Annotated in this window: 12 protein-coding genes; 4 read left to right on the top strand and 8 right to left on the bottom strand. The window is 46.4% G+C overall.

The window, feature by feature from the left end; translation table 11 throughout:
• Window positions 1-41 precede the first annotated feature (41 nt).
• The 5 genes from QUB33_RS16970 to QUB33_RS16950 form a co-directional block, all read right to left on the bottom strand.
• Window positions 42-260: a hypothetical protein gene (locus QUB33_RS16970; protein WP_333351744.1), complete on the bottom strand. Its 219-nt coding sequence runs from the start codon at window positions 258-260 to the stop codon at window positions 42-44.
• 145 nt (window positions 261-405) lie between these two features.
• Window positions 406-1,623, bottom strand: coding sequence for a DNA double-strand break repair nuclease NurA (locus QUB33_RS16965; RefSeq protein WP_333351742.1), 1,218 nt, complete (start codon window positions 1,621-1,623; stop codon window positions 406-408).
• Window positions 1,624-2,024: 401 nt separating this feature from the next.
• Complete coding sequence (locus QUB33_RS16960) at window positions 2,025-2,819, bottom strand: HAD hydrolase-like protein (protein ID WP_333351740.1); 795 nt, start codon at window positions 2,817-2,819, stop codon at window positions 2,025-2,027.
• Between the two features lie 210 nt (window positions 2,820-3,029).
• Window positions 3,030-3,764 (bottom strand): DUF928 domain-containing protein, encoded by a 735-nt coding sequence (locus QUB33_RS16955; protein ID WP_333351738.1) that lies wholly within the window; start codon window positions 3,762-3,764, stop codon window positions 3,030-3,032.
• A gap of 141 nt (window positions 3,765-3,905) precedes the next feature.
• The gene (locus tag QUB33_RS16950) at window positions 3,906-4,646 is read right to left on the bottom strand and encodes a DUF928 domain-containing protein (RefSeq protein WP_333351736.1); all 741 of its coding nucleotides are present in this window, start codon (window positions 4,644-4,646) and stop codon (window positions 3,906-3,908) included.
• Between the two features lie 336 nt (window positions 4,647-4,982).
• Between QUB33_RS16950 and QUB33_RS16945 the strand changes: the two genes are divergently transcribed.
• The 3 genes from QUB33_RS16945 to QUB33_RS16935 all read left to right on the top strand — a co-directional run bounded on the left by QUB33_RS16945 (window position 4,983) and on the right by QUB33_RS16935 (window position 7,904).
• Complete coding sequence (locus QUB33_RS16945; RefSeq protein WP_333351734.1) at window positions 4,983-6,770, top strand: CHASE2 domain-containing protein; 1,788 nt, start codon at window positions 4,983-4,985, stop codon at window positions 6,768-6,770.
• Between the two features lie 74 nt (window positions 6,771-6,844).
• Window positions 6,845-7,603, top strand: coding sequence for a MinD/ParA family protein (locus QUB33_RS16940; RefSeq protein WP_333351732.1), 759 nt, complete (start codon window positions 6,845-6,847; stop codon window positions 7,601-7,603).
• Between the two features lie 175 nt (window positions 7,604-7,778).
• Window positions 7,779-7,904, top strand: a complete 126-nt coding sequence (locus QUB33_RS16935) for a photosystem II protein Y (RefSeq protein ID WP_190659386.1) — start codon at window positions 7,779-7,781, stop codon at window positions 7,902-7,904.
• A gap of 285 nt (window positions 7,905-8,189) precedes the next feature.
• On the opposite strand, the gene QUB33_RS16930 is transcribed toward QUB33_RS16935, so the two are convergent.
• Window positions 8,190-8,330, bottom strand: coding sequence for a hypothetical protein (locus QUB33_RS16930; RefSeq protein WP_190659387.1), 141 nt, complete (start codon window positions 8,328-8,330; stop codon window positions 8,190-8,192).
• A 37-nt stretch (window positions 8,331-8,367) separates the two neighbouring features.
• Between QUB33_RS16930 and malQ the strand changes: the two genes are divergently transcribed.
• Window positions 8,368-9,876: a 4-alpha-glucanotransferase gene (malQ, locus tag QUB33_RS16925; RefSeq protein WP_333351729.1), complete on the top strand. Its 1,509-nt coding sequence runs from the start codon at window positions 8,368-8,370 to the stop codon at window positions 9,874-9,876.
• A gap of 137 nt (window positions 9,877-10,013) precedes the next feature.
• Here the strand turns inward: malQ and QUB33_RS16920 are convergent, their stop codons facing one another.
• Together QUB33_RS16920 and QUB33_RS16915 are read right to left on the bottom strand one after the other, a co-directional pair.
• Window positions 10,014-10,895 (bottom strand): RodZ domain-containing protein, encoded by an 882-nt coding sequence (locus QUB33_RS16920; RefSeq protein WP_333351727.1) that lies wholly within the window; start codon window positions 10,893-10,895, stop codon window positions 10,014-10,016.
• Entirely contained in the window at window positions 10,892-11,686 is a 795-nt protein-coding gene (locus QUB33_RS16915) for a pseudouridine synthase (RefSeq protein WP_333351786.1), read from the bottom strand. Before QUB33_RS16915 ends, QUB33_RS16920 begins: the two co-directional genes overlap by 4 nt.
• Window positions 11,687-12,201: the final 515 nt, after the last annotated feature.

Here is a 12,201-nt window from a genome sequence, read left to right as displayed (position 1 = left end):
GGGTATCTAAAAGAATCTAAAATCTAAAATCTAAAATCGGATCACTTGCCCGAAATCATTTTCCCCAGGGTTTCCGGCAGGTGAATTATATGCTGGAAAAGCTGATTTGGGCCGATGCCAAACAATAACTGCATCGTCAGCACAATTGCTGCTAAACCCATCGCTGTACCGATGCTGGCTTTCAACACTTTAAAAGCCCAATTAAAGACTAGCCAAGAAACAAGTAACGAAGCAATTAAGATAATTAGTTCTATTGGCATATAACATTTTTAACTCTATTTTAACTCTACATAACTTACGCATCAATACCAAAGAAACCGGGTATTTTATCAGTGTTAAATGCTCAATTTCAGTATTTCCTTAAAAAAACCCGTTTCTGCGTCCAAGACTACTCTACTTATTACTTTAAGCAATACTGCCGCGCTTCCGTGTTTCCTTATAAGAAATTCCGACATTTTTTAAGCCTGCTTTAATCATTTGCTGCTCTAACAAAGCGAAAAAGCGACTTCGATCGCCCCCCGTGACTACCGCTTGATTATGAGCTTCTGCTAGCGTCACCGGATACCCGCCACCTTTGTGTACTTGAGCCAGCATCATTCCTAATGCTAAATCTAGCTGTGCTGTATCTTGTGCTACCCATTCCGGCACTTCTATTCTAGCAATTTCTGTGCCAACGTGAACATAACAGAAATAGACGGAATTAACACCGTACAAATCTAAAATTCGAGCTTGGGATTTCCACAAAGGGCTTCTTTGTCCCGGTGACAGGATTGTTGCCCACAAGATGGCATCCCGCAAGGGTTCAAATTCTTGACAAGGTGCTTTATCGGCGAAAGAAATTGTGGCGGCAAATCCGACGTTCGGGCAATTTGTCATGCAGTCTGGTACTTCGTGGGTGCAAGCTTCAAACCGTAAAAAAGATAAGCTTTCGCTGCTGCGAGAAGCGCTTAAGTATCCTAACAGCGGAATTCCTGCTAAACGCAACTTGTCCCAAGCTTCTAAAATTGGCAGCAAAATTTGATCGCGTGCTTCGCTGGGTAACTGTTCCAAAAACCAATAAATCAGGGAACCGTCTACCATTGCTAAAGCTGGCGCGGGCAATTTATTGTCGTTAACTTTTGCCCAATTGCAGCCCATTTCTGCTAAGGCAATTGCTTCGGAAACGGCGCGTCGGTATCCCATCCATTCTTCGGTTCTAATTCCCCACTGCCGCGAACCGTACAAGTCTTCGGGTTTGTAGAAAACCTCGGGTACGCTGTCTAAAACTGGGTGGCGGCTTTGTCCGTAGTGCAGCATGACTGTGCCGACGTTTAGCAGGTAGCAGTAGGCTATTTCGTGATGGTTTGGGGAAATTTGCGATCCGTCTGTGGCAAAGACTGTGTGAGCTGCGGGGGGTGCGGTAATGTAGGTGCGATCGTCTAAGGGCTCGATCGGCGTGGCAGCATTGAATAAAGTGCGATCGCGCCAATTCTCTTGCAATTCCACCAATTTTTCCTGTTCCGCTGCAGCCTTTACCAGCAAATTCTGAGCCACTTCCAAACGCTGGCGAGCGGCCTGAGCTTCCACATTCAAATGTTGGCTCATTCCCTGCATTGCCTTGGCTGCTTTAGTTAAATCGAGCATGGGTTTTAAGTCTCAATATTAGAAAGCTTGCAAGCTAAGAAATTATCAAAACACTTTTCAATTTTTTGGTTCCGAAGCTTGTTTTTTTGTCACACACGCGGTTTGATAAACTAAAATACTTCGTACCCGCCCGCAGAAATAGTAAAAAAACCGGGTTTTTGAGGTCAAGAGTACCTGAAAAAAAAACCTTTTTTTTTGTCGAGATCCTTGCTTTTTTGAGGAATTTCGGTTATATTATATCTTATAATGGGATAGTGGCAAAAATAATATTTTTGCCACTATCCCATTATATTAAAATACCATGTCTACGCCGCAAAAGTCAACAAAAAAGATGTAAAATGTTGTGATTTTTTTTGACTCTGAAAATCGAAAAAAAATCACCACTGTCAACCAATCTAATATCAACAGTCGTTCGGCAGCCAATCTGCAAAATCTCCGGCAAACTGGGACAGAGAAAGCAATTGAACAGGTGGATTTTGAGCCACAGATTCCCGTTCTGGCAAAGTATTGTAACCCCAATCAGCCAAAAATAACCTCACCTGAGATAAATCCGGCTGCTGCTTCACCGACAGCAAAGTTTTTAACCGATCTTCCACAAACCAAATAGTCGAATCTTTGCCAGACGCGGCCAAAAATTCCCGCAAAATTTGGTGTTTCGGCTTGTTGTATTCCTTGCCAAAAATCAACTCCGACGGCATTTGTACGCCTGCTAACTGCAAAAGTTCCCGAACAAAACGGCCTTCCTTTGTAGTGACGATCGCCACTTTCACCGAACTCTCCTGCAACGAGTGCAAGCGATCTGCAACCCCTGGATAAAAGCGGTGCAAAGACAGCCACCCAGGTAAATCCTCAGCAATCCAATTATCGCGCAATCCGTCTAACATAGCACCGACAGACTGCGCTTTTAAATTATTTTCGGTCAACAAATACGGTACTATATTGGGCCACTCTAGCAAAATTTGCTCTGGGGAAATTCCTGTCAGTAGTGCGCGGATCAGCAGTGGCATTTCCCAACCGGTTTCGATGGCGGGCCGCACTCGGTAAAAACTCAAAGCTAAATCTGGATCTGGGACTGTTTCGACTGGTTTCCAGATTTGACAGTAGGTACGCCAAGCGGTTTGGAAATATTCGATTAGTCCGTCACAAATCACACCGTCAAAATCAAGAGCTAGAATTGTCGGAAAATTATTAGCCATCAGTGAATCGATTTTAGATTTTAGATTTTGGATTTTGGATTGAAGAAAGCGACCTCACGGATAAATCCTGGGACTGGTTATCGGATACTATTTTTTGGTTGTGCCAGGATAAAGACGGGGGCTTGTACCCTGGCTGCTTTCGGTCACTGGATTGAAGAATTGAAGAATTGACTATGCAAACACTCAGCAATGATTGGTGAACAGTCGTTATTAAAAAGACTGAACTAGCGGTTGAGCGGCAATCGATTCTAGTCCTTGGGACTGCAACAATTGCGTCCACTCGGTCGTCAGCCGCGAATCATCGGGTGCGAGGCGCCGCATTTGGGCTAGAGTAGCAAGAGCCTCGTACCAAATCCCATTTTTAGCATAAGCAATCACCTTAGCCATAGGGTCGGGATTTGCCAAATCGCTCTTGAGAGTTGCCTGCGGTTCAATTCGCTGCATCCATCCTTTAACAATATAATCTCCGGAACGCTCCAGAGGATCGCAAGCTAGTGCAAACGACCACACATATCGCTTACCAACCTCAATATTTTTTGTCTTGCCTTTCTCAGAAAGGCTAACTCCCACAATTCCGGCTTTGTCATTTTTGATAGTAGTTTCGTAGACTACTTCGGATTCATCTTCATTTAGCAAAACAAACTCTACTTGAGCTGCGGGTTGAGAAACATATACAAAAAATGTTGGCGATTCGGTTAGTGTTAAACCAATATTGCTTTCAGGTATTAAGGGAGTAATGGATAAACCTTCCCGCAACTGACAGCCTCGATGCGTCCCCCCTTGCCGGTTGTCGGGGGCTGTGACATCTGGGGGTTTGAAATTAACATTCTGACTCAGCAGAATGGGTGCAGGCACAGCCTGCATCGGTGTAAGCAAACTCGGGAGAGTAACGGCGATCGCCAATACAGTCATCGCCAGTGCAGTAAAATGTATAAAACGTTTCATTTTTCCACCAACTTGTATAAATATTTATAGACCGAATCTCTAATGTTAACCCGGAGTTTTAGCCCCGGGCGCGATCGAGTAAATCGGTCAATTTTCACCTCCCCATAGGAAGACCGACCAAACTTCAAGAAATATCGACATTTAAAGAGGCGCAACCAGTGGTTGAGCAGCAACTGATTCCAGTCCTTGGGACTGCAACAATTGTGTCCACTTCGCTGTCAGCCTCGCATCCCCTGGTGTCTGACGCCGCATTTGGGCTAAAGTAGCGAGAGTTTCATACCAAATCCCATTTTGAGCATAAACGTTGAGCCTGGTCATCGGGTCGGGGTTTGCCAAATCCCTCTTGAGAGTTGCCTGCGGTTCAATTCGCTGCACGAACCCTTTAACAACTACATCTGCCGATCGGTCTTCGGGGTCGCAAACCATCGAAAACGACCATACGTATCGCTTGCCAACTTCAAGGGATTTGTTGTTGTCTACGCTAGCAGGAATACTAACTCCAACAATCCCGGATTTGTCAACTTTAAAGGTTTTTTCGTAGACCACTTTGTCCTCATTTTCGTTGAGCAAAGTAAACTCTATTTCGGGTGAGGTGTTAGGAATATAGACAAAAATTGTGGGAGAATCTGTTAGGGTTAAACCGATATTAGTTGGAGGCACTAAAGGAGTAATAGATAAACCCGCTGGACAAAGCTTGCTGCCGCGATGTGTCCCTCCTTGTCGGTTTGCGGGGGCTGTTACGTTGGGAGGCTTGAAATTAACATTTTGACTCAGCAGAAGCGGCTGGGATTGTGCGCGCATCGGTGCAAGTGAACTGGGTAGGGTAGCTGCGATCGCAGATACGGCGACCGCAAGTGTAGCCCGATGTAGAAAACGTTTCATTTTGTTGTACCTTTCACTATAATTGCAAACACAGGCATTCGCAGATGGCGACCAATATTTTTGAGCTGCTAGTCGAGGGCGCAAATACACAATTTAAACCTTGACATATCATCAATAACATTAATTAATTCGAGCGGCAAGTCGATTCTCTGTCGCAAACATCAGGTTGCCTAGATCGCAAGTATCATTGTATACATTTGCTCGCAACGTACTGTAAATTTTTGTAACAAAGCGGTCGGAGTTTCCGAGTGTTCTAAGATGGAGGAAGTCTCCAGCAGGCGGGAAATGTGAAACAACTGCTGTTCCAGAAACAAGTCAAACTTTTATGCTGGGATAATGAGTAAAATATCTAACAAAATTCGATCGGCAGTGGCTCAATTGAGTCAACTGTATAAACCATCACTAGCATTGGCTAAGTCTGTATTAATTGCCAGCGCGGCAGTAACATTATCCTTGATGGGAGCCAGACAGCTAGGAATACTCGAACCAATAGAATTAAGCGCTTACGACCAAATGGTGAGGTGGCGTCCCGACGAAAAGCCAGACTCGCGCTTGTTAGTTGTGGGGATTACCGAAGCAGACATTCAGAAACTGAAACAGTGGCCGATATCCGATCGCAAAATAGCTGAAATCTTACAAAAACTAGAAAAAATGCAGCCGGCAGTCATCGGTTTAGATGTACTGCGAGACGTACCTTTAGGAGACGGGCGCGAGGAATTAACTAAAATTTTACAAAAAAACGATCGCATTATCGGGGTATGTTTAGTCACCGACGGAAGCCCGGACAATCCTGGTTCTCCGCCTGCGCCGGGGCTGGCAGAAAACCGGGTGGGATTTGCAGATTTCGGAGTCGATGCGGGTGGCATACTCCGCAAGGCTTTATTATTTATGAAACCACCGACAATTGAGGGCAAATCCTCGGTAGACAAACATCTTTGCAATGACGACTCTCAAGTTTTAGCTTCATTCAACCTCCAGATAGCACTCCACTACCTGCAAGGGCAAAAAATTTCTCCCGAAATGGCACCAGATCAATCTTTATGGCTGGGAAAAACCCAATTAAAACAACTAGCAAGCAATGACGGAGGATACACAAATACCGAGGTCAGGGGATATCAAATATTAATTAACTATCGTTCCAGGCGGCAAGTTGCCAACCAAGTCAGAATTACGGATGTTTTAGAGGGGAAAGTTGACCCAAATTTAGTTAAAGATAAAATAGTGCTCATTGGTTATACCACAGAAACCGTTAAAGATTTCTTTTATACTCCTTACAGTGGGCGAAAGCAAAGTAACCAATTCATGCCTGGTATCGTGGCACACGCACAAGTAGTCAGCCAAATTTTGAGTGCAGTTTTAGACAACAGACCGATGTTATGGTTTTGGCCGGAATGGGCAGAAATTTTGTGGATTTCGGCATGGTCAATTGTGGGAGGAACCGTGGCATCGCGGATGGCTCACCCAGCGCAGTTGGCGCTGACCTTCGCAGCCATGCTGTGCGGGTGCTGCGCGATCGGCTTTGGGATTTTTCTGTTGGGAGGGTGGGTGCCTGTGGCAGCGCCAGCCTTAGCATTAATCTTAACTGGCGGTAGCATTGTATCAGCAGACAGATTTAATAAAGCCGGATACGGGAAAGCAATTAGCGATCGAGTAAAACAAGTCTTCAAAATCGAAATAGACCAAGCCAAAAAAGAACAGCAAGTCGCAGAAATCACAGAATCTGATTTCTTTAAAGAATTGCAGCAAAAGAAAGATAAACTGAGAATTAGCAAACAAGAAACCTCGGAAAAAGTACCTTCCGAACCCCAAGAAATAACTGCAAGTACCCCAGAACTTCCCAAGGCCGAAAGTCAGACAGACGAATACCTAGCTCAGTTGCAGGAAAAAGCCAAACAGTATAAGCAGCGCGTCCCCGTGACTGAATCGGAAAGCGGCTCTCAAACGGGTGCGATCGATGCGGGCGGCGGTGCTAGTTCAGCCGAAACCAAACCGGATGACGAGTTCAGCGATTTGCAAGCCAAAGCCAAACAGATGCGGCAGCGCAGGGGCGCACAAAAGAGCATAAAAGATGAAAAAATTGATAGTTTAACAGATAAGGAGGATTTGGGGGACAAGGAAGAATGACAGACAACTCGACTGCATCATCGAGAATTGCATCATAATGGGTTCTCGCCGTTTCTTACCCTCATACGCAGATCATGTCCAAAATCATCTCTGTCCACTCTTACCGGGGCGGAACTGGCAAATCGAACACGACAGCAAACCTGGCATCTATTATCGCTCGCGACGGAAATCGGGTCGCCATTGTGGACACAGACATTCAATCACCGGGGATTCACGTGCTGTTCGGTTTCAGCGAGAGCAACATGGATCACTGCCTGAACGATTACCTGTGGGGCCGGTGTCCGATCGCGGATACGGCCTACAATGTGAGTTCGCTGCTGCCCAAATTAGCTAGTAACGGCAATCTCTACCTGATTCCTTCGAGCATTAAAGCAGGGGAGATAGCGCGAGTTTTGCGGGAAGGCTACGATGTGGGACTGCTTACCGACGGCTTTCAAGAACTGATCGACGTTTTGAACTTAGACTACCTATTTATAGACACGCACCCGGGGCTCAACGAAGAAACCCTCCTCAGCATCACCATTTCCGACATCCTGCTGCTGATTCTGCGTCCGGATCAGCAAGATTTTCAGGGAACGGCTGTCACGGTAGATGTGGCCCGCAAATTAGAAGTTCCCAAGATTTTGATGACGATCAATAAAGCCCCAGAATCCCTGGATTTCGAGGATTTGAAGCAGCAAGTAGAGAGTATTTACAACATCCCAGTAGCCGGGGTACTGCCCCACAGCGACCAGATGATGCTGCTCGCCAGCAAGGGAGTGTTTGCGCTGCACTTCCCTAACGACCCTCTAACTAAGGTGGTGGAAGCGATTGCAAAACAGATTGTGGGATAATTGGTGCAGCGAATGCCGATCGCCCGCCCAGGAGTTTTGCTTTCGCTTTCCATTCTTGCGGAGCGATGTCCTCCTGCGTATCCCGAATATTTGGTTCAAGACTCAGGAGAATGGTGACAAAATGAGATACAAATAGATTATGAGAATTTGTTAAAAAACTTTAGGAGGAGAACTCATGGATTTTGACTTCCGCATACTAATAGTATTGATGCCCGTATTGTTGGCGGGCGGCTGGGCTGCTTACAACATCGGCAGTATAGCTGTCAAACAAGTGCAGAAATTTTTGAACAAGCAAGCTTAAACTCAGCCTCTTTTCAGGTAATTCCTCAGCCGACTGTTTTTTGAGATACAAAAACAGCCGGCTGATTTGTGCATGGGCTCTGCGGAAGCGATGGCTGAGTTTTGGCGGGCAATTTACTACTGCAGAGAGATAGGGCGAAAGCGAAAGAAAAGTTATCTTCAAAACTTAGGCAGAAACCAGGTGCGATCGACCAAACTACTTTGTTGCAGCAAACGCGCCTGGGTAAAAAAACCCAGTTGCTAAAGCGAGGCGATCGCGTAACTCTGGATTTTGATCTTTTGGGTTCTACTCAGGAGTTTTGAGTAGAGTGCCATAAAATATTTGGCAAGCACCTTCTTGCAGAAAATATGAGACAATCACAAAAGTATTTGCCCTGACAATCGCCCTCAAAACTGCGAAGTTTAACTTGTAGGGAATATCGGTCAAATTGTCAATGTTTAATTCCTATATCTTTAGATAGATTATGCTTTTTCCCCGATCGAGCGGCATTTTACTCCACCCCACATCCTTTCCCAGTCGATTTGGCATGGGAGACATGGGAATAGAAGCATATCGCTTTATTGACTTTTTAGTAGAGAGCGACCAGCAATACTGGCAGGTATTGCCGCTGGGGCCGACAGGATACGGCAATTCTCCTTATTCGTGCTATTCAGCAATGGCGGGAAATCCGCTGCTGATCAACCCAGAACTGCTGCGGGACGACCAATTGCTCGCCGATGAAGACTTCGCTAATTTACCAGAATTTCCGCTCGATTATGTAGACTTCGAGCGGGCGATCGCCCTGAAAGTGCCTTTGCTCAAAAAAGCTTGCGAAAACTTCAAAGCCAAAGCATCCCCGATCCAGCAAAAAGAATTCTCAGGTTTTTGCGAAAGCAAAGAGAATTGGCTGGAAGATTACGCCTTATTTATGGCACTCAAAGATCACTTTGGCGGTGTTAGCTGGAACAATTGGGAGCCCGAAATTGCCCGTCGAGAACCCAAGTCCCTAGAGAAGTGGCGCCAGCAGCTAAATGCTGAGATTTATTACTACAAATACGTCCAGTTTGAGTTTTTTCAGCAGTGGACGGAGTTGAAAAGCTATGCTAATATGCGGGACATTAAAATTATTGGCGATATTCCGATTTATGTAGCTCACGACAGCGCGGATGTATGGTCTCATCCAGAAATATTTTGCTTGGATGAAGCCACCGGAGAAGCAGCTTTAATGGCGGGAGTTCCCCCGGATTACTTCAGCAATACAGGTCAATTGTGGGGCAACCCCGTCTACAATTGGGAGAAGTTGCAAGCAAATAATTTTGAGTGGTGGGTGCAGCGTTTTGAAGCGATTTTCTCTTATGTAGACGTGACTCGGATCGACCACTTTCGAGGATTTGAGGCTTACTGGGCGGTGAAGCGCGGACAAGAAACTGCTATGTACGGAGAGTGGATTAAAGCGCCGGGAACAGCTTTGTTGGATGTAATTAATGAGAAGTTTGGCAACTTGCCGATTATCGCTGAGGATTTAGGGGTAATTACTCCAGAAGTGGAAGCTTTGCGCGATCGGTTCGAGTTTCCGGGAATGAAGATTTTGCAGTTTGCTTTCGGCGCTGGACCCGACGATCCTTTTTGGCCTTTCAATTACGATCGCAACTGCGTAGTCTACACCGGCACTCACGACAACGACACTACTGTCGGATGGTTCAATCAACTCCAAGACTACCAAAGAGAGGAAGTTTATCGTTATTTGGGCTGCATCGATCCCCAAGGAATTCACTGGTCTTTAATCCGCATGGGTTGGATGTCGGTAGCTAATATGGCAATTGTGCCGTATCAAGACTTGTTGGGTTTGGATACAGACGCGCGGATGAATTTTCCGGGGAAAGCAGAGGGAAATTGGGGCTGGCGGTATCGACCTGAAGCTTTGAATTGGGAAGTGCGCGATCGGCTCAAAACCATGACTTACATCTCCGGGCGCGCTCCTAATAAACATTGATAGTGGAGAAGGGGTAGTTGGTAATGGGTAAGAGGTAAGGGGTAATAAGTCAATAAAGACGGACATTCTAATTAAAACCTGTGGACTGCCAGCTATTACCTATTCCCGATTACCCCTTAACAATTACCAATTAACACTTACCCTTCATTCTTTGGCGGTGCTGAAGGCGGGAGTTCGTTTGCTTTAAAAACAACTTCTTTGGCGACTCCAGGAACTCCCAGTGGTTCGGCTTGTCCGTTATTAACAGCAACCATTACCCCGCCGGCGTTACCTGCTACCACTACTAATTGCTTTTGAGCCCCCCAGGTGCGAACCGTCCCTGAAGGCAAAGTTCCCTCAAACTCTGTTTTACCATCGACTTCAACCTGCATCCACGATTCTGCTTTAAAAGTGACGTTAACCATCACTGGTTTATTGCCAGATTTATTTAAATTTTGACCGGTTCTTACTGCTTCGACAGCCTCGTAACTATCCGGTTTCTGATTTTGTGAGGATCTCGATGCCTCAGCAGCTAAACGAGTTTGTTCTTGCTGCCCAAGCGCTAGTTCTTCGGCTCCCGCACCGTTTTTTGCGGTAACAGAACCACTCATCAACTGAGATAAGACATTGACCGAACAGATAATTAGAAATGTGTAAAAGAGGTAGAGGTGCATCGGCCGCAACTGAGGCCCATCTTGCCAGGATAGCTTGGTTCTCGATCGGGGCGACGGTTCGATCGGGAAAAAGTCGGCAAACTGAGTTCCGTCCAAACCCATTGCTTCAGCGTAGCGCTTGATCAAACCCTGAGTGTAGACGGGTTCGGGAAGTTGGTCGAGTTGACCGTCTTCAATGGCTTGCAGCAGATTCCGCCGAATCATTGTTACCACGGCTACTTTGTCCAAACAAATCGAGTGCTGTTCGCGGTACTGGCGGAGTTGAGCCCCAATTTCTGCTAGCTTCTTCTGAGCTGGTTCTGGCTCTTGGGAGTATAGTTTATTCTTAGTTGTTTTGAAGAATAAAAACAATAAATTCTTTGTCATATGCTGTGCTCCTGGGAATTTACTGGCACGCTTATTGATGTTAGGTTGACTAGATTCCATAAATAAATAATTTCCGCATCTTCTAGGGGTCGGCAGCAGCCTGGTGGCAATATTGGCGAACCGGGCCGCTGCAATTGAATCGGGCCGATGGCTGTGCGGTGCAGGCGCACCACGGGATATCCCAACAGCTCGGCAGTTCGCCGAATCTGCCGGTTTCTGCCTTCTGATAGAATGACTTCTAACAGAGTTTCGTCAAGCGCGCGATCGATAACTTTAACTTTCGCGGGCAAAGTTTTTCTGCCGGACAAGATGATGCCCTGACGCCACGTTTGTAGTATGCGTTCCGGGGGATCGCCCCGTACCCACACCTGATAAGTTTTGGCGATCGAGTGACGCGGATGGGTCAAACAAAATGTCAGCTTACCATCATTGGTAAGCAAGAGGGCGCCGGTGGAATCTGCATCTAAGCGTCCTACGGGGTGGATGCCTTGACCGGAGCGCAGTTGGGGTGGCAGCAAGTCGAGAACTTTAGATCGGGCCCTGGGATCGCTGCAAGTAGAAACTACGCCTGCCGGTTTGTTGAGCAACAGATAGACCTTTGCGGGTCTATCCGTTGGTTTCACCGGGACTCCATCGACTTGGATGAGATCGCGATCGGGATTCGCTTTTTCTCCTAAGTGAACAATATTGCCATTAACTCGGACTCGTCCAGCTACAATCATCTGTTCTGCAAGACGGCGAGAGGCAATGCCCCACTGGGCGAGGATTTTTTGCAGCCTTTCATCAGACATGACGGGAGTGTGGAAATCCCCAACCAGCCAGCGGTGGGGAGGAAACACGACACGGTTAATTGATTAACCGTACTAGCAATGCTCAATTCCTGATTGGGAATAAATTATAATGCTGACCAATTATTACAGGACGCCCGGCAAGAGTGCAGATTGTCCTTGTGCCCGGTGCAGATTGTCCTGATGGCATTACCCTGAATGCTGTGCAAAAACTACGAGGAAAAGACTCGCGGCAGGCACAGGTTTGCACCGTTGGTTTGCGGCCGGTTTGAAAGGTTTGGGTCTGACCCGACCATAAACCAACACTACCATAAATCCCGTACTCCTGGTTAAATTTATACGCTCGATCGCGAATTTTTCATCGGGATCGCACAACTCGTGAATTACCCCAATATCCCAAGGGGGAAAAGGTGAGAAGTTTTCTGCTTCTGGCGTTGCCGATCCCAGATTTCTGCTTGGTTTTGGAGTTAATCGGACTTGTGTTCATCAACCCGGTTTCTAAGGAAAATCAGAGGTTG

Source organism: Microcoleus sp. B3-A4 (assembly GCF_036705385.1).
In the GTDB taxonomy this organism is placed as follows: domain Bacteria; phylum Cyanobacteriota; class Cyanobacteriia; order Cyanobacteriales; family Microcoleaceae; genus Microcoleus.
The sequence above is the reverse complement of the archived record's forward strand: the minus strand, read 5'-3'. Positions and strand labels throughout refer to the sequence as shown.

Excerpts from the sequence above, each read along its gene's own strand:
- QUB33_RS16970 (WP_333351744.1), bottom strand. The coding sequence starts at position 260 with ATGCCAATAGAACTAATTATCTTAATTGCTTCGTTACTTGTTTCTTGG.
- QUB33_RS16965 (WP_333351742.1), bottom strand. The coding sequence starts at position 1,623 with ATGCTCGATTTAACTAAAGCAGCCAAGGCAATGCAGGGAATGAGCCAA.
- QUB33_RS16960 (WP_333351740.1), bottom strand. The coding sequence starts at position 2,819 with ATGGCTAATAATTTTCCGACAATTCTAGCTCTTGATTTTGACGGTGTG.
- QUB33_RS16955 (WP_333351738.1), bottom strand. The coding sequence starts at position 3,764 with ATGAAACGTTTTATACATTTTACTGCACTGGCGATGACTGTATTGGCG.
- QUB33_RS16950 (WP_333351736.1), bottom strand. The coding sequence starts at position 4,646 with ATGAAACGTTTTCTACATCGGGCTACACTTGCGGTCGCCGTATCTGCG.
- QUB33_RS16945 (WP_333351734.1), top strand. The coding sequence starts at position 4,983 with ATGAGTAAAATATCTAACAAAATTCGATCGGCAGTGGCTCAATTGAGT.
- QUB33_RS16940 (WP_333351732.1), top strand. The coding sequence starts at position 6,845 with ATGTCCAAAATCATCTCTGTCCACTCTTACCGGGGCGGAACTGGCAAA.
- QUB33_RS16935 (WP_190659386.1), top strand. The coding sequence starts at position 7,779 with ATGGATTTTGACTTCCGCATACTAATAGTATTGATGCCCGTATTGTTG.
- malQ (WP_333351729.1), top strand. The coding sequence starts at position 8,368 with ATGCTTTTTCCCCGATCGAGCGGCATTTTACTCCACCCCACATCCTTT.
- QUB33_RS16920 (WP_333351727.1), bottom strand. The coding sequence starts at position 10,895 with ATGACAAAGAATTTATTGTTTTTATTCTTCAAAACAACTAAGAATAAA.
- QUB33_RS16915 (WP_333351786.1), bottom strand. The coding sequence starts at position 11,686 with ATGTCTGATGAAAGGCTGCAAAAAATCCTCGCCCAGTGGGGCATTGCC.